Genomic DNA, 12,986 nt, shown 5'->3' on the forward strand with positions numbered 1-12,986 from the left:
CCTGAATAATGTTGTAAAACAAATGGCATGCTGGAGACTCGCGGTAACTTCTTATTTTTTCTTTGTTTTTTAACGTTATTTAATGGTAGTTATCACCAGTTTTTGGTCAAATTAACATTCCCGTGTTTAGGCCAAATCACCTGCACACCACATTTCAAAGGGCTTTGGCATATTGGTTTAGAAATTGCTGATATTCAGGCCGTTATTATCATTTAAAGGAATAGAAAATGAAAAAATTACTCTCTGTTACGCTTTTGGTTGCGCTACTGGCGGTATTGTATTCTCAGTTTGTAGAATTAGCTTATAAGTTTGGATTTGCCGAACTTAAGATGGTGGCGGTACTTGAGAACACCGACAAAATGAAAGTGAAATGTGATGCATATGCACTTGGCTTTTTTGACGAGATCAAACTCCAGAATAAATTCCAGAAGTGCATTAACGATTACGAAAAAGAGGGTTACAAGATAATTAGCCGTCACGACGCCTAATCTGTTCGCACGCCTTGCCGCATTAGAAATGCGCCAGGCGTGCAAATTAGTTGCAATAGGTATTAATATGGCAGACTAAAGCCAGCCTTGCCGGATGGTATCAGTACTATTTTTTTACACTGATTGTTAGTCGTGTTTTAATTCTCGGTTGGAACAGGATTACCATGATCACATTAAGGGATTTTGAATTAAGCGATGTTCAGCGTTTGGTCGAGATTTTAAATGACCGAGCCGTAACCGCTTTTCTTTCTACCAAAATACCCACTCCCTACACAAGAGAGGATGCACTCTGGTGGATAGAGGAAGGGAGTAAAGAAGAGCTGATTAAAGCCATTACCGTAAATGACAGGCTGGTTGGTTGCGTAGGTGTGCATCAGGGAAGCTTTGAGTATTCGCGATCGGGCGAAATAGGTTATTGGCTTGCCAGTGATTATTGGCGACAAGGCATTAGCTTAGCCGCCATTTTGCAGCTTACTGAACAGGTGTTTGCTAATACCGAAATTGTACGTATTTTTGGCTGCGTATTTTCGGCTAATGAGGCGTCAAAGCGGTTGATGCTAAAAGCGGGGTTTCAGTTGGAAGCGGTATTAAAAAATGCCATTTGCAAACAAGAACAGTTTTACGATAGTTATGTGTTTGCTAAATTAAAACCTGCATAAAAGATAACCCGCTATAATCGAACGATTGGTCACAACCGAAGTCATAGATCTACTTTATTGCTATTTACCAAGGACAGGGAATGTTCAGAACGTGTTTAATCATTTCTCAGGTATTGCTTGCCGTTATCTATACGTCTGCCGGAGTAAGTAAGTTCCTGCATGGCTTTCCCGTTATTATTGGGCCGGTTTGGCTAATTGAAGAACTAAGCAAATATGGGCTTGGGTTGTTTGGTTATTTGATTGCGGTTGCGCAGTTGGTTTCCGGCCTGGTGTTGTTCTTTCCAATTTACCGGCTTATTGGCGCGCTCATGTTGTTGCCTATGCAACTTTGCATTACGGTGGTAACCATCTCATTGGGGTGGAGTGGCACGCCTTATATCAATCTTGTTTTGCTGGGAATGGTGTTGGCACTTATATACGATGAGCGCGAAAAACTGGCTAAACTGGTAGGTAGTCAGGCTGGATTTCGACAACATAAGGTGGCATATGTGATGTCGTTTATTGGCTTTTGGAGTGCTGCCGCGTTGATGAAGTACGGCGCTTTGCTAATGAATGGCGCGTAGTGGTTTGGTTTTCTGAGTTTGCAAATAATAACAGGGTTGTATGAAACAAATAAAAACGAGAATAGTGCTGGTAAGCCTGGCTGTTTTGCTCACCGCTTGCAGTGCAACGCAAGTGATGTTGCCAAAGGGAACATCCGATACCAACCAGATCATTTCCCGCGCTGAGGCCACGCCCAAAGGTGTGCAGGGTGAATATGTATTGCAAATCAAAGCTGCGGCAAGCCAGGGGCAATTTGTTTATTTAAATACCGAATTAGACTATCGTGATCAGCGGGCGGTGTCGGTGAGTATTCATCCCGAATTAGTTGCGCAGTTAACCGAGAAATATGGCATGTCGCCCGAAGCTTTCTTTCTGAATAAAACGATAGCGGTAACCGGTAAAGCAAAGCGCGTAAAGATTGGGTTTTCCTCAGAAGGGGAGGAAAGTGGCAAGTATTTTTATCAAACCCGTATCAGGGTAATGGATATGTCGCAAATCAAAGTGATTGACGACAGCGTTTAACCAGTCAGGCCACACATACCCTACCTGCGACAATGTTACCTCTGACTATCAGGTAGCGTTACCCGGCAATAGGTTATTTTACAAGGAGCGATAAAATGCACAGGCAACCCAAGCTTACCCGAACGGCGTTGTTTCTTGGGGTGATGATTATGTTAAGTTTGCCAGTTGGGCTGATTAACGGGACGCTTGAATGGTATCAGGTGTGTATTATTGTGCCGGTAGCGTTGGCGTTCCTGTACTATGGTTTTACCGGAAACGATGTTATTCAGGGCGTTTTCGACAAACTCAAAGGTAGTGCTGCCCGTTAATTCGCTAATATGTTCGCTAAAACGATTTGTTTCTTCCCGGTTTTCAAAGGCATTTGGTTGGCAGCGCTGCGCAGCAGTTTGCGATTAGGGCAAACTGCTGCAAAGTAACGTGCATGTGTTGTTATGCCATTAATGGCAGAACGTCACAATCTTCACCCACGCGCTCGTTGATCACCACAATGTCTGCCTTCTTGAAGAAGTTAAACTCTGTTGCGGTTGCAGAGGTGTAAGCCCCCATCATTCGGCCAACGATTAAGGCACCACATTCCAGCTCTGGCAGCATGATGTTATCTTCGATTACGTCGATGCTATCGCAAGTTGGGCCAGCCAGTACGCTTGGGCTGCGCTCGCCGAAAAAGTCCAGGCTATCGATAGGGTATTGTGCATGGTCAAAAATGCGCCCACTGTACGAACCGTATACGCCATCATCCATGTAATACCACCAGCGACCATCGCGCATGGATTTACCCATAACCGTTGCAACAGCAGTCATTGCCGGGGCCGCTATAAAACGTCCTGGCTCAGCAATCAGACGTGTACCGGCTGGTAATGTTGCCAACGCCGCACGAATAGGCGCGCAAAACGTGTTTATTGGCTGAACGTCATCCACGTAGTCCACCGGGAAACCACCGCCAATATCTACGATTTCCAGTTTAGGTAAACCTTGTTCGCGAGCTTGTTGAACTATTGTTGCGCAGGCCGTAATGGCTTCAACGTGCTTGGCAGGATCTAACGCCTGAGAGCCAACGTGAAAAGACAGTCCTACTACGCGAATACCGTATTCTGCTGCTTGTTTCAGCAATGGCAAAGCGGCTTCCTGAGAGCAACCAAATTTCTTCGATAAATCAACCTTCGCATCCGGGCTGCGGAAGCTCAGGCGTAATAACAATTTTGCCTTGCGTGCATAAGGGATAAACTTTTTCAGTTCGTCCGGATTGTCTAACACAAACGTGTTGCATCCGTATTCCATGGCGTAACGAATATCGCTGTCGCGTTTAATAGGGTGTGTATGAATAGTGCGCGATGGTTCAATGCCCGCTTCAGACACTAAATCAACTTCGCCATTGGTAGCCAGATCAAAAAAGGCGCCTTCTTCTCTCAGTGTGGCAACCACCGCTGCATTTGGCAGTGGTTTGATTGCGTAGTGGAGATCAACACCCGGCAGCGCACGTTGCAAAGCCCGGTATTGTCTGCGCACGGCGTCACAGTCAAGAATTAATAGTGGTGAACCATGTAGTGCAACCATGCGACGAATGCGCTCGGCTTCCGCAAGGTTGTGTTTTTGTTCGGTTGCCACTTTTTTTGCAGGCACAATTTCTAGAAATTCTGGGGCCATTAGGGTCCTCTTATCGCTTCACGTTAACGCGTTATTATTCGACGAGCACTACATTTAACACTAATGCAGCAGGTCCATTCTGAATAGTTACTCGCCGGCGCTCGAGAGGGAGCCCTGACACTGATTGGCTATCAGTAAGTTGCGGGAATATTAGGTCAAATCGAAATCCATGCAAGTAAATTCTCCCCTGTGAAGATTCGGATTTTTTGTCTTCACCGCAAAAAATTTTTGCCAAGAAATTTTTGCTTTTGTTAACCGTAAGTTAACAAACTTAAACCGACTCAAGTACAGCTAAGGTTTCATCGGTTGTGTGTTACGGTTGCGGTTATATCGACACAAAGACAAGGAGCGAAACAAATGGACGAACATGTGTCTACTCTTCAGGCACTGGCGAGCGGTATTGACCCAGTGAGTGGCGAAGTGCTATCGCCAAGTTCAGTTTACAATCATCCTCAGGTGATCCGAGCGCTTCATTTTGCATTAGAACACGTTAAACAGAGAGTGAGCAGCAGACCACGCTCAGGTTTAACCCTTAAAGAAAAGCAACAAGACAATGTAAATCGGGGTTTGCCAGAAAATGCCGGGCTGCCCTGGACCACCGAAGCCCGCGATAGCGCTGCCGAACAATTTAAAAATAATCAGTCGATTGGTGATATTGCAAAGGCGATGGGAAGAACGCATTCGGCCATTCGCTCTGAGTTGATTCGCCAGGGTCTGATAGCGCTGCGATAAGCGCATCAGGCCAATAACCAGCTTTGCATAAATTCAGTTGCCGAATGCGGTGAATGGGAACAAGATGAACTATTAATCTGCATTTACTGGAATACCTGTATGGCCCGTGTTGCAAAAAACAGTGTGTGTTTGTGGTTTAACAAAGATGCCGAGGAGGCGGCGCAGTTTTATGCGCGAACGTTCCCTGATTCCTATGTATCGGCGGTACATCGTGCGCCTGGTGATTATCCTTCAGGTAAACAGGGGGATGTGCTGACGGTTGAATTTACTGTTATGGGTATACCCTGTATTGGTTTGAACGGCGGGCCGGTTTTTGCTCACGACGAAGCATTTTCTTTCCAGGTAACCACCGAGGATCAGGATGAAACCGACCGCTACTGGCAGGCAATTGTAACGAATGGCGGGCAGGAAAGTGCCTGCGGTTGGTGCAAGGATAAGTGGGGCGTGTCATGGCAAATTACGCCGATCGCGTTAATTAATGCAATAAACAGTGAGGACCGCGCCGCTGCCAAACGCGCTTTTGATGCAATGATGACCATGCAAAAGCTGGACATAGCACTAATTGAAGCCGCGTTTAATAAAGATGAACGTTAGTTTTCTCCCGGTAGGGTGCGGATAGTTCACACCCTACTGGTAAAATCGATTTCATCATGCCAGCAAAGCGATACCTGGCTGAATTAAAGCAGTATTGTGCTCACACCAAACACTAAACCAAAAGCCAGCACGCCTGCCAGTACCGGGAGTCCCAGTGTTTTGGTTTTACGCCACACCAGCACGGTAACCAGCGAACCCGCCAACGTCGCACTCCAACCCGCCATTGAATTAACTTTGGGGATCAGTGATACCCCAAGCATAGCGGCTATCATCAGGGGGCCTAACACGCCAATCCAGGTAGGGAGCTGTGCCTGGGTATTGTTCGCTTTGTGTTTGTTAAAGTGGCGCTGTGTCCAGAGCAAAGGCACGGCACGCATGGCAAATGTGCCCAGCGCGGCCACCACAATGGCGATCCAGATATCAGTTTGCATGAGTTTGCTCCGGTTTATTGTGTGGCCTGCTAAGCAAATAAAAGGTGAAGCCACCGGCCATTGCTGCTAGTGGAATGGCTGCGTTTTTTAATAAAGTGAGCGCCAGAACCATGGCTGAAATAATGGTGACGCTCAGCGTGTAAAACCATAGCCGGTTAGAAAATCGCGGTGCCAGCAGTACCAAAAATAGTGCGGGTAACGCAAAGGGCATTACCGCATCTAATAAAGGCCAGTGTTGCGTGAGGGTATCGCCAGCAATAGCTCCCAAGGTGGTACCCAACACCCAGCTTGCCCAGGCTACCAGTGAGGCGGCCGTGTACCAGCCGAGTTTGTCGTGATGATTTAATTGCGCAAGCCGGGTATGCGCCAAGGCAAAAATCTGATCGGTGAGCCCGTGCATCAGCCAGGGCCAGGCCCGACTTTGTGTTAAATCAGGCACCAGATTGGGGGCGTAAACCACGTGGCGCACATTTACCAGTAATGTCATGCTCACTGCCAGCCAAAGCGGTGCACCGGAGGCTACCATAGCAACCAGTAAAAACTGTGACGCACCTGCGTAAATAAGTAGCGATATCAGGGTTGCTTCCAGCGCGGTAAATCCGGCTTGCGAAGCAATCAGTCCAAATGAGATTGCCACTGGAATATAGCCCCCCAATAAGGGCAGGGCGTCGAGCACACCGCGTTGCCAGCCTGGCCGTGAAGCTGTGTTTGATGACGTTGTCATTTTAGTTATTCCCGGCGTATACAATGGTAATAAGACAGGTAGCCCAGTGTTTGCCTGTTTTATACAGGTGAGGGTTGTCGGCATTGAACGTAATGCTTTGGCCTGGCACCAATACAGAAGGCGTATCAATTAATCCCGCCGTTAATCAGCCACTGATGAGTGATATGGTTTCCTGGGTACCCGCCGCGTGTGATTCAGCCTGACGCAGCGTGTTCGGTGCAATGGACATCCAGTATGCATCGACATTGGGAACGTCTTTGCCCTGATCGATCAGTTTTACTTCTACGCCTTTTTCTCCCACGCTGCCACTCAAAGGCTGTACAAGCGCACCAAACGGCACGTTTAATTGCATGGCCAGTCGCCAGATGGTGTCGAGTGTTGGATTGCCATTCCCCTGTTCCAATCGCGACAGGTTTGATTTGGCAATGCCGGCGCCCGCGGCTAATTGCGACAGCGACATGCCTTTTGCTTGTCGCATGGCCTGCAGGTGTCGGCCCAAGGTATTCAGGGTTGATTGGTCCATAACGTATCTAAGCTGTTCTATATATCGAACGTTCTATATAAGGAACGATGAAAAGTCAATCTATAACTGTTCAATCGAATTACAAAAGCGCTAAAGAATAGTAATTTTGGTTGATTCGTTTTAGCATGAGGGAGTCAAGTAGGAGCGCAATATGAAGATTTGGGTGGATGCCGATGCATGCCCGGTGGTGATCAAAGAAATGCTGTTCAGAGCAGCCAATCGCACGCAAACAGAGGTGTGTCTGGTGGCGAATCAATATGTGAAAACCCCACCGTCTAAATACGTTAGCAGTATTCAGGTAGAAAAAGGGTTTGATGTTGCCGATAACGAAATTGTGCAGCGCTGCGAGAAAGGCGATCTGGTGATCACCAGTGACATCCCGCTGGCAGATGAAGTGATCACCAAAGGCGCGCTGGCATTGAATGCACGTGGCGAGATGTACACCAAAGAAAATATTAAATCCCGTCTTAACATGCGTGATTTTATGGATACGCTGCGCAGTAGTGGTGTGCAGACTAAAGGCCCGCCGCCTTTAGGACCAAGTGAAAAACAGGCGTTTGGAAATGCGCTGGATCGCTGGTTGATGGAAAAACAGCGCAATACTGCGCAATAGCATATAAGGAAATTTATGCCAATTAAGAAATGGTTAAAACAGTACGCGGTTGCGTTGCCGCTGTTGTTTGCCTTGTTTACGTTCACTCAGTACGTGAAAGGTCACAGTCTGGATGATGCCATGACTTTTGCTATTACCTGGGCGTGTATCACGCTGGCCATTTTTGCTGTAACGCGAGCGTATAATTTTAAGCGCAACGTTTACTGTCAGTTGTGTAACGACTTACCTGAAAAATCAGCGGATGAGAAGTAGCACAGCGTTTGAACTGGTTAAGCCGCATGCCCGGTTTGAAACGAGTTACCGCGAATATATATACGAACTGGGGGATGAAGAGCGATATCCTTTTCCGATGGATTTTGTGCATGATGACTTTGCGGCTTTGCTCACCCGGCTGCAACAATTTGAGCAGGGAAGGGATTTACCTGACGGATTTATTGCCAGCACAACTTATTGGTTGGTGCAGGGCCATGAACTTATCGGTGTGTCTAACCTCCGGCACGCGCTTACTGCTGCACTGCGCCACGCTGGCGGCCACATTGGGCTTGGGATCAGACCCTCATATCGGGGCCAGGGACTGGGCAAATTCCTGCTCGGTAAAACGCTGATAGCAGCCAGGCAAATTGGTATTGAAAATGTGCATGTGCATTGTTACGAAGGTAATGGACCCTCGTCGGGTATGATCATTGCCAATGGCGGAGTGCTTCACAGTGAACTAAAAGACGGTAATCAAACTGTGCTGCGGTATATTATTCCCGGGTAATGATTTGAACCAAAAAAGCCGCGCTCACGCGCGGCAAAGGTTGGTATTTCCTTTGAAGAGAACGATTACTGAGGCATGCCCGATTTGTCATCATCTTCAGGGGCTTCGTCGCCAGGCGCTCCCCGGTCGGAGCGATTGCCGTGCTTACCTTTTTTGTGCTCATGATGGCGGCCGTCTTTTCCGTCTCGGCCATTTCTGCGATCATCGCCGTGGTGACGCATCATTTTTTCCAGCATTGCGGTTTTCTGTTCTTCAGTGAAAACGGCCCAGAATTCATCTTTTAAAGCTTTTTGTTTTTCGCGCAGCACCGCCAGTTTTTCTTTCTGTGCGTCAGTTAACTCGATATCGCCCAGGGCGCGTTGAAGTTGTGGTGGCATCAGCGGTGGTTCTTTGCCTTCTTTGGCGTTATTTGCCAGGGCAACACCACTTACGCCTGCACCAATTATCATTACGGCAAAGGTTGCCAGGCCAAGTTGTTTTAGTGAACGTTTCATATTGTTCTCCTGTTAATGGGTGTTCCCTCTTAATGAGGACAGTTACAAGATTAACGGATTGAATGCCAAGGAACGTTAAGAAATGCAAATGTGGTGTGAACCTATGAAAAGTCAGGCATTATTGGCCTGTGTTAATCAATAAAGCAGTGCCATGACCATATTATTAATCGAAGACGACAAAGGACTGGCGGAGTTATTAAGTGAATTTTTAACCCTGTCTGGTTATGAAGTAGAGCACCGTGCTGACGGAAAATCGGGCCTGGAAGCGGCGCTTTCACTGAGTCATATCGAGCTGGTTCTGTTGGATGTTATGTTGCCCAAACTCAATGGTCTGGACGTGCTTAAGGCATTGCGACAGCAAAGTGAGTTGCCGGTTCTTATGCTAACGGCTCGCGGTGATGATTTAGATAAAGTGCTCGGGTTAGAACTGGGTGCAGACGACTATTTGGCAAAGCCGTTTAACGACCGGGAATTGCTGGCACGTATTCGGGCGATAACCCGCCGTACCCGTGACAAATCTTCAGACAGTACCGCTGCCTCAAATCAGCTGGTACTGGGCGATCTCAGACTGGATCTGGGCAAAATGGAAGCGCAGTGTGGCGGCGTGGTTCTTGAACTTACCGGCAGCGAATATGCATTGTTGAAGCAATTTTGTCAGTCACCGGGCGAACTCATAAGTAAGGCAAGTCTTAGCGAAAAGTGCCTGGGCCGTCGTTTGCAGGCCTTTGATCGCAGTATTGATACCCACGTGAGTAATCTGCGCAAGAAGTTGCAATTGGCGGCTTCCAATTGTGAGATTAAGAGCCAGCGCGGTAGGGGCTACGGAGTGTTTGAGGGATGATCAATCCTATTCGCAGTTTTAATGTGAAAGTATTAGGCTGGTTTTGGCTCACCTTGCTGGTGTGTTTATTGTCGATAGCGGTGCCAGCATTTGTACTTCAGCAACTGGATGATGACGATCATTTGAATACCAAGGAGCGTAAGTATATTGAATCGGTGGCTGACAGGATAGATAAGCAAATGGCCCGTCATCAGGATATCAGCAGGATAAACTGGCGGAGGTTGAACATGCAGGAACGCAGTTTTGCCTACCAGATGATGATTGTGGATAACAATCTTAAACTGGTGATGAGCACCGAGCCGGTTCGTGAATACCTGTTGGAACAATTCAGCAGTAAGCGCTTTTGGTATTTCATGCAAAGCGAGCATCCCCGGACGATTAATATTGAATGGACCCGATTAATGGGGCCCGTTACGCTAAGCAGCAATCCAGACTGGAAGCTGGTGCTATGGCGGCCTGAGCGACCAAGACCACTCGATGTGTTTCGCACGTTTCCTGTGTGGGGAATACTGGCGGTGTTTCTTGTGGTAACTAGCATAATGAGCTGGTTATTGGTGCGCTCAATTGCCAGGCCATTAACGCGATTAGGCAAGGCTTTTACCGCAGTTGGCAACGGCCAGTTAAGCCATAAAATCGACATTGAATCGTCTGATAGCACCGATCGCCAGTATGCCGCGAACACCCAATTTGCACGCTTGTTCGGCCAGTTTAACGACATGACGGCGCGTATTGCCGCACTCATACAGAATCAAAAGCGCCAAAGTGCGGATATTTCCCATGAACTGCGTACGCCGCTTACCCGTTTGCAAATGACACTGGCGCTGCTGCGCAAAAAGAGCAACGATGAGGGAATTGCCCCGCTGCTTGAACGCGCAGAAAAAGAAAGTGAATTACTGAACCTGCATATTCAGCGGCTCTCTGATTTAACCACCATGGAAGCCCGGGCGATTCAGCAGGGGCCGCAGCGTTTTACACTGGAAACATTGCTTACCGATTTGTGTGAAGATGCTGCTTTTGAAGCCAAAGGGGCGGGTGTGGAGTGGCGTCATGCATTACTGGATGTTCAGGTTGATGTTTATGAAGAACCCATGCTTACGGCCATTGAAAACGTAGTGCGAAATGCCTTTAAGTATGCCAGTTCGAGTGTGTCATTAACCTGCGAGTTAACGGCTGGTCAGTCGAATGAGCGTGACGGGCAATCGGTTGTTATTCGCATTGCCGATGACGGACCGGGGGTTCAACCTGAAGAACTGGCGTGTCTTACCAAAGCTTTCTACCGAACCGATAGCGCCAGACACAGCGAAACGGGCGGATTAGGATTGGGGCTGGCCATCGCCGCAGAAGCGGTAAGGCTAAACGGTGGAAGCATCGCTTTTTCCTTAAACGAGCCCACCGGTTTAATTGTGAGTTTAACGTTTCCTTTAGCCTGATCGGGTACTGATGTCGCGTTGCAAATGGCAATCAGTATCCGTACCGATTCGCAAATTGCGTTTTGTCTTGTTCCGTTGCGGTTTCGTTGCATTCACCCAGCACATGCAGGCGATTGTTTGTCTCGTAGTTATCTATTTCGATATAACCTTCCCGGCAATAGCCATTATTTTCCAGTGTGAGTGCAAGTTTATCGTATAGCATGTCCATTGGATTGGCGGGCATGGGGGCAGATGATCGGCTGGCTTGTTCATTCCCTTTGCCCATTGCTCCCGGCGGCGGGCCTTCACCTCGTCCACGGCCCTTGCCGTCGTTTGGTCGTGCAGGTATGGCATCAACACTAAAGCTGAACAGTTTGGTACCATCGTCTTTGATGTTGGTAACAAATTGATCGGGTTCAGATTGATGAGGCGGTGGATGCCCTATGCAGCCACTTAGCAGCATCATGGCGGGGGCAATACTCAGTAGCGGTAACACATTCATTTTCATAGTAGATCCTGGGTTAATACCAATACGCTAGCTTGGAGCCTGGCTGCTGGGACGAAGTTGCGTATAGCAAAGTAATTAATGCGTAAAGAAAAAGCCGCAGATGCGGCTTTTGTTGAAAACCTGATGCTACTTATTTTCTATGTAGAACTTGTCGTGGAACGTGTAGGCGAGCCCGGGAAAATAAATGATCAGAATGGTCATTGTCATGCCGTTGAGCATACCTTCCGGAAACAATAATAGCGGTATGAGGATCAGGTAGTTGTCTTTTACTACACTCCAGCTGTATACGTCATCCAACACATAGTAGCCGCTCATGAGTGCTATTTTTAATGCAATTGCCAGGGCACCGGGCATAAATGCACACATAAAGATATAAACAAATAAATTGCGCGGCAGTTTATGAAAAGTGAGCATGAAAATGGTGTAGGCAAACGCGATCGGCGCGGCAATCCCCAATAAACCGTTCACGCCCAGCATACTCCAGCTCTCTTTGCCCCACAGGGTTACCCCGAGTAATGACAACGTGGCGGCAATAATGGATGACCGAAAGCCAAGTATTAACGCCAGTGCTACCAGCCACATAAAATGCACGCTAGGGCTTGGGCCACCGGGAACACTGGCGCGAAACACCCACAGGAAAAAAACGGCCGCAGCACAACCAAACAACATGTGCTGCTTTTGTTTATTGGCTAACAGATGCTGCCAGTCTGTATTTCTGGCTATTACGCCCAGTAACACCAAAAAGGCACACAATGCCACGCCTTGCAGTGCTGTCATTTTTTAGCCCTTGTATGTCGCCCAGATTGGCGCGTGATCAGAGGGTTTTTCAATGCCACGAATTTCATAATCAATGCCGGATTCTTGCAATTGATTATGCATACTCTGTGTTGCCAGAATCAGATCGATACGCAGTCCACGGTTGTCGTCAAATCCCTTAGAGCGATAATCAAACCAGCTGAACTGTTCGTTGCAATCGGGGTGTTGCGAACGAAAACTGTCGTGCAATCCCCAGTCGAATAATGTATTCAACCATTCCCGTTCTTCGGGCAGGAAGCTGCACTTACCCGTGCGTAACCAGCGCTTGCGGTTTTCTTCACCAATGCCAATATCATGGTCGGTGTGTGAGATATTCATGTCGCCCATGATGATTACATTGTCATCGGGGGTATGATGCGCGGTTAAGTAACCCATTAAATCACTGTAAAACTGTTGCTTGGCCGGAAATTTCGTTTCGTGTGTGCGGCTTTCGCCCTGAGGGAAGTAGCCATTCAGAATAGTTACCGGCTCGCCGGCTTCATTTTCAACTGTGATCATGATCATGCGGCGCTGTGCATCTTCGTTATCGGTGGGAAAGCCGTACTGCACGTTTTTGGGCGTTTGCTTAACCATAAAGGCGACACCGTAATGGCTTTTCTGGCCGTGATAAAACACCTGGTATCCCATGGCTTCAATGTCTTTCACAGGAAACTGCGGGTTATCGACTTTTATTTCCTGTAAACCA

The 12,986-nt window shown here is 47.8% G+C and carries 20 protein-coding genes; 12 read left to right on the forward strand and 8 right to left on the reverse strand.

Annotated features, from left to right (window positions below; genetic code table 11):
* Positions 1-227: 227 nt before the first annotated feature.
* From ACLR2L_RS13995 to ACLR2L_RS14015, 5 genes are all read left to right on the forward strand, one after another.
* A complete protein-coding gene (locus ACLR2L_RS13995; RefSeq protein WP_140957017.1) occupies positions 228-488 on the forward strand; it encodes a hypothetical protein in 261 nt (86 codons plus the stop codon).
* A gap of 164 nt (positions 489-652) precedes the next feature.
* A complete protein-coding gene (locus tag ACLR2L_RS14000; RefSeq protein ID WP_413368854.1) occupies positions 653-1,147 on the forward strand; it encodes a GNAT family N-acetyltransferase in 495 nt (164 codons plus the stop codon).
* A gap of 80 nt (positions 1,148-1,227) precedes the next feature.
* Positions 1,228-1,710 carry a hypothetical protein gene (locus tag ACLR2L_RS14005; RefSeq protein ID WP_413368856.1) on the forward strand — a complete coding sequence of 161 codons (483 nt, stop codon included), beginning with the start codon at positions 1,228-1,230 and terminating at the stop codon, positions 1,708-1,710.
* Between the two features lie 40 nt (positions 1,711-1,750).
* Positions 1,751-2,212, forward strand: coding sequence for a hypothetical protein (locus ACLR2L_RS14010; protein ID WP_181405083.1), 462 nt, complete (start codon positions 1,751-1,753; stop codon positions 2,210-2,212).
* A 95-nt stretch (positions 2,213-2,307) separates the two neighbouring features.
* A complete protein-coding gene (locus ACLR2L_RS14015) occupies positions 2,308-2,520 on the forward strand; it encodes a hypothetical protein (protein WP_413368858.1) in 213 nt (70 codons plus the stop codon).
* Positions 2,521-2,641: 121 nt separating this feature from the next.
* On the opposite strand, the gene ACLR2L_RS14020 is transcribed toward ACLR2L_RS14015, so the two are convergent.
* Complete coding sequence (locus tag ACLR2L_RS14020; RefSeq protein ID WP_413368860.1) at positions 2,642-3,856, reverse strand: type III PLP-dependent enzyme; 1,215 nt, start codon at positions 3,854-3,856, stop codon at positions 2,642-2,644.
* Positions 3,857-4,213: 357 nt separating this feature from the next.
* Here ACLR2L_RS14020 and ACLR2L_RS14025 point away from each other — a divergent pair, with 357 nt between their 5' ends.
* Positions 4,214-4,588: a hypothetical protein gene (locus tag ACLR2L_RS14025; protein WP_413368862.1), complete on the forward strand. Its 375-nt coding sequence runs from the start codon at positions 4,214-4,216 to the stop codon at positions 4,586-4,588.
* 99 nt (positions 4,589-4,687) lie between these two features.
* Positions 4,688-5,182 carry a VOC family protein gene (locus ACLR2L_RS14030; RefSeq protein ID WP_413368864.1) on the forward strand — a complete coding sequence of 165 codons (495 nt, stop codon included), beginning with the start codon at positions 4,688-4,690 and terminating at the stop codon, positions 5,180-5,182.
* 83 nt (positions 5,183-5,265) lie between these two features.
* Here the strand turns inward: ACLR2L_RS14030 and ACLR2L_RS14035 are convergent, their stop codons facing one another.
* The 3 genes from ACLR2L_RS14035 to ACLR2L_RS14045 form a co-directional block, all read right to left on the reverse strand.
* On the reverse strand, positions 5,266-5,613 hold the full coding sequence (locus ACLR2L_RS14035) for an AzlD domain-containing protein (RefSeq protein WP_413368866.1): 348 nt from the start codon (positions 5,611-5,613) through the stop codon (positions 5,266-5,268).
* On the reverse strand, positions 5,603-6,337 hold the full coding sequence (locus ACLR2L_RS14040; RefSeq protein ID WP_140957024.1) for an AzlC family ABC transporter permease: 735 nt from the start codon (positions 6,335-6,337) through the stop codon (positions 5,603-5,605). Before ACLR2L_RS14040 ends, ACLR2L_RS14035 begins: the two co-directional genes overlap by 11 nt.
* A 145-nt stretch (positions 6,338-6,482) precedes the next feature.
* Positions 6,483-6,860: a helix-turn-helix domain-containing protein gene (locus ACLR2L_RS14045; RefSeq protein WP_413368868.1), complete on the reverse strand. Its 378-nt coding sequence runs from the start codon at positions 6,858-6,860 to the stop codon at positions 6,483-6,485.
* A gap of 151 nt (positions 6,861-7,011) precedes the next feature.
* Here ACLR2L_RS14045 and ACLR2L_RS14050 point away from each other — a divergent pair, with 151 nt between their 5' ends.
* From ACLR2L_RS14050 to ACLR2L_RS14060, 3 genes are read left to right on the forward strand one after another with little or no spacing between them, the layout of a single operon-like run.
* Positions 7,012-7,473 (forward strand): YaiI/YqxD family protein, encoded by a 462-nt coding sequence (locus ACLR2L_RS14050; protein ID WP_140957026.1) that lies wholly within the window; start codon positions 7,012-7,014, stop codon positions 7,471-7,473.
* A gap of 15 nt (positions 7,474-7,488) precedes the next feature.
* Entirely contained in the window at positions 7,489-7,725 is a 237-nt protein-coding gene (locus ACLR2L_RS14055) for a hypothetical protein (protein WP_140957027.1), read from the forward strand.
* On the forward strand, positions 7,715-8,233 hold the full coding sequence (locus ACLR2L_RS14060; RefSeq protein ID WP_413368870.1) for a GNAT family N-acetyltransferase: 519 nt from the start codon (positions 7,715-7,717) through the stop codon (positions 8,231-8,233). Before ACLR2L_RS14055 ends, ACLR2L_RS14060 begins: the two co-directional genes overlap by 11 nt.
* 65 nt (positions 8,234-8,298) lie before the next feature.
* On the opposite strand, the gene ACLR2L_RS14065 is transcribed toward ACLR2L_RS14060, so the two are convergent.
* Complete coding sequence (locus tag ACLR2L_RS14065; protein ID WP_413368872.1) at positions 8,299-8,727, reverse strand: hypothetical protein; 429 nt, start codon at positions 8,725-8,727, stop codon at positions 8,299-8,301.
* 151 nt (positions 8,728-8,878) lie between these two features.
* Here ACLR2L_RS14065 and ACLR2L_RS14070 point away from each other — a divergent pair, with 151 nt between their 5' ends.
* The gene (locus ACLR2L_RS14070) at positions 8,879-9,568 is read left to right on the forward strand and encodes a response regulator transcription factor (RefSeq protein ID WP_140957030.1); all 690 of its coding nucleotides are present in this window, start codon (positions 8,879-8,881) and stop codon (positions 9,566-9,568) included.
* Positions 9,565-10,998: an ATP-binding protein gene (locus tag ACLR2L_RS14075; RefSeq protein WP_413368874.1), complete on the forward strand. Its 1,434-nt coding sequence runs from the start codon at positions 9,565-9,567 to the stop codon at positions 10,996-10,998. Before ACLR2L_RS14070 ends, ACLR2L_RS14075 begins: the two co-directional genes overlap by 4 nt.
* A 31-nt stretch (positions 10,999-11,029) precedes the next feature.
* Here the strand turns inward: ACLR2L_RS14075 and ACLR2L_RS14080 are convergent, their stop codons facing one another.
* The 3 genes from ACLR2L_RS14080 to xthA form a co-directional block, all read right to left on the reverse strand.
* The gene (locus tag ACLR2L_RS14080; protein ID WP_140957032.1) at positions 11,030-11,485 is read right to left on the reverse strand and encodes a hypothetical protein; all 456 of its coding nucleotides are present in this window, start codon (positions 11,483-11,485) and stop codon (positions 11,030-11,032) included.
* Positions 11,486-11,611: 126 nt separating this feature from the next.
* Positions 11,612-12,262, reverse strand: coding sequence for an energy-coupling factor ABC transporter permease (locus ACLR2L_RS14085; protein WP_140957033.1), 651 nt, complete (start codon positions 12,260-12,262; stop codon positions 11,612-11,614).
* A 3-nt stretch (positions 12,263-12,265) separates the two neighbouring features.
* Positions 12,266-12,986: exodeoxyribonuclease III (gene xthA, locus ACLR2L_RS14090; protein ID WP_413368877.1), on the reverse strand; the 721-nt coding region annotated here is incomplete at its 5' end.

The sequence above is a fragment of the Alteromonas sp. AMM-1 genome, from assembly GCF_047290655.1.
In the GTDB taxonomy this organism is placed as follows: domain Bacteria; phylum Pseudomonadota; class Gammaproteobacteria; order Enterobacterales; family Alteromonadaceae; genus Alteromonas; species Alteromonas mangrovi.

Excerpts from the sequence above, each read along its gene's own strand:
- ACLR2L_RS13995 (WP_140957017.1), top strand. The coding sequence starts at position 228 with ATGAAAAAATTACTCTCTGTTACGCTTTTGGTTGCGCTACTGGCGGTA.
- ACLR2L_RS14000 (WP_413368854.1), top strand. The coding sequence starts at position 653 with ATGATCACATTAAGGGATTTTGAATTAAGCGATGTTCAGCGTTTGGTC.
- ACLR2L_RS14005 (WP_413368856.1), top strand. The coding sequence starts at position 1,228 with ATGTTCAGAACGTGTTTAATCATTTCTCAGGTATTGCTTGCCGTTATC.
- ACLR2L_RS14010 (WP_181405083.1), top strand. The coding sequence starts at position 1,751 with ATGAAACAAATAAAAACGAGAATAGTGCTGGTAAGCCTGGCTGTTTTG.
- ACLR2L_RS14015 (WP_413368858.1), top strand. The coding sequence starts at position 2,308 with ATGCACAGGCAACCCAAGCTTACCCGAACGGCGTTGTTTCTTGGGGTG.
- ACLR2L_RS14020 (WP_413368860.1), bottom strand. The coding sequence starts at position 3,856 with ATGGCCCCAGAATTTCTAGAAATTGTGCCTGCAAAAAAAGTGGCAACC.
- ACLR2L_RS14025 (WP_413368862.1), top strand. The coding sequence starts at position 4,214 with ATGGACGAACATGTGTCTACTCTTCAGGCACTGGCGAGCGGTATTGAC.
- ACLR2L_RS14030 (WP_413368864.1), top strand. The coding sequence starts at position 4,688 with ATGGCCCGTGTTGCAAAAAACAGTGTGTGTTTGTGGTTTAACAAAGAT.
- ACLR2L_RS14035 (WP_413368866.1), bottom strand. The coding sequence starts at position 5,613 with ATGCAAACTGATATCTGGATCGCCATTGTGGTGGCCGCGCTGGGCACA.
- ACLR2L_RS14040 (WP_140957024.1), bottom strand. The coding sequence starts at position 6,337 with ATGACAACGTCATCAAACACAGCTTCACGGCCAGGCTGGCAACGCGGT.
- ACLR2L_RS14045 (WP_413368868.1), bottom strand. The coding sequence starts at position 6,860 with ATGGACCAATCAACCCTGAATACCTTGGGCCGACACCTGCAGGCCATG.
- ACLR2L_RS14050 (WP_140957026.1), top strand. The coding sequence starts at position 7,012 with ATGAAGATTTGGGTGGATGCCGATGCATGCCCGGTGGTGATCAAAGAA.
- ACLR2L_RS14055 (WP_140957027.1), top strand. The coding sequence starts at position 7,489 with ATGCCAATTAAGAAATGGTTAAAACAGTACGCGGTTGCGTTGCCGCTG.
- ACLR2L_RS14060 (WP_413368870.1), top strand. The coding sequence starts at position 7,715 with ATGAGAAGTAGCACAGCGTTTGAACTGGTTAAGCCGCATGCCCGGTTT.
- ACLR2L_RS14065 (WP_413368872.1), bottom strand. The coding sequence starts at position 8,727 with ATGAAACGTTCACTAAAACAACTTGGCCTGGCAACCTTTGCCGTAATG.
- ACLR2L_RS14070 (WP_140957030.1), top strand. The coding sequence starts at position 8,879 with ATGACCATATTATTAATCGAAGACGACAAAGGACTGGCGGAGTTATTA.
- ACLR2L_RS14075 (WP_413368874.1), top strand. The coding sequence starts at position 9,565 with ATGATCAATCCTATTCGCAGTTTTAATGTGAAAGTATTAGGCTGGTTT.
- ACLR2L_RS14080 (WP_140957032.1), bottom strand. The coding sequence starts at position 11,485 with ATGAAAATGAATGTGTTACCGCTACTGAGTATTGCCCCCGCCATGATG.
- ACLR2L_RS14085 (WP_140957033.1), bottom strand. The coding sequence starts at position 12,262 with ATGACAGCACTGCAAGGCGTGGCATTGTGTGCCTTTTTGGTGTTACTG.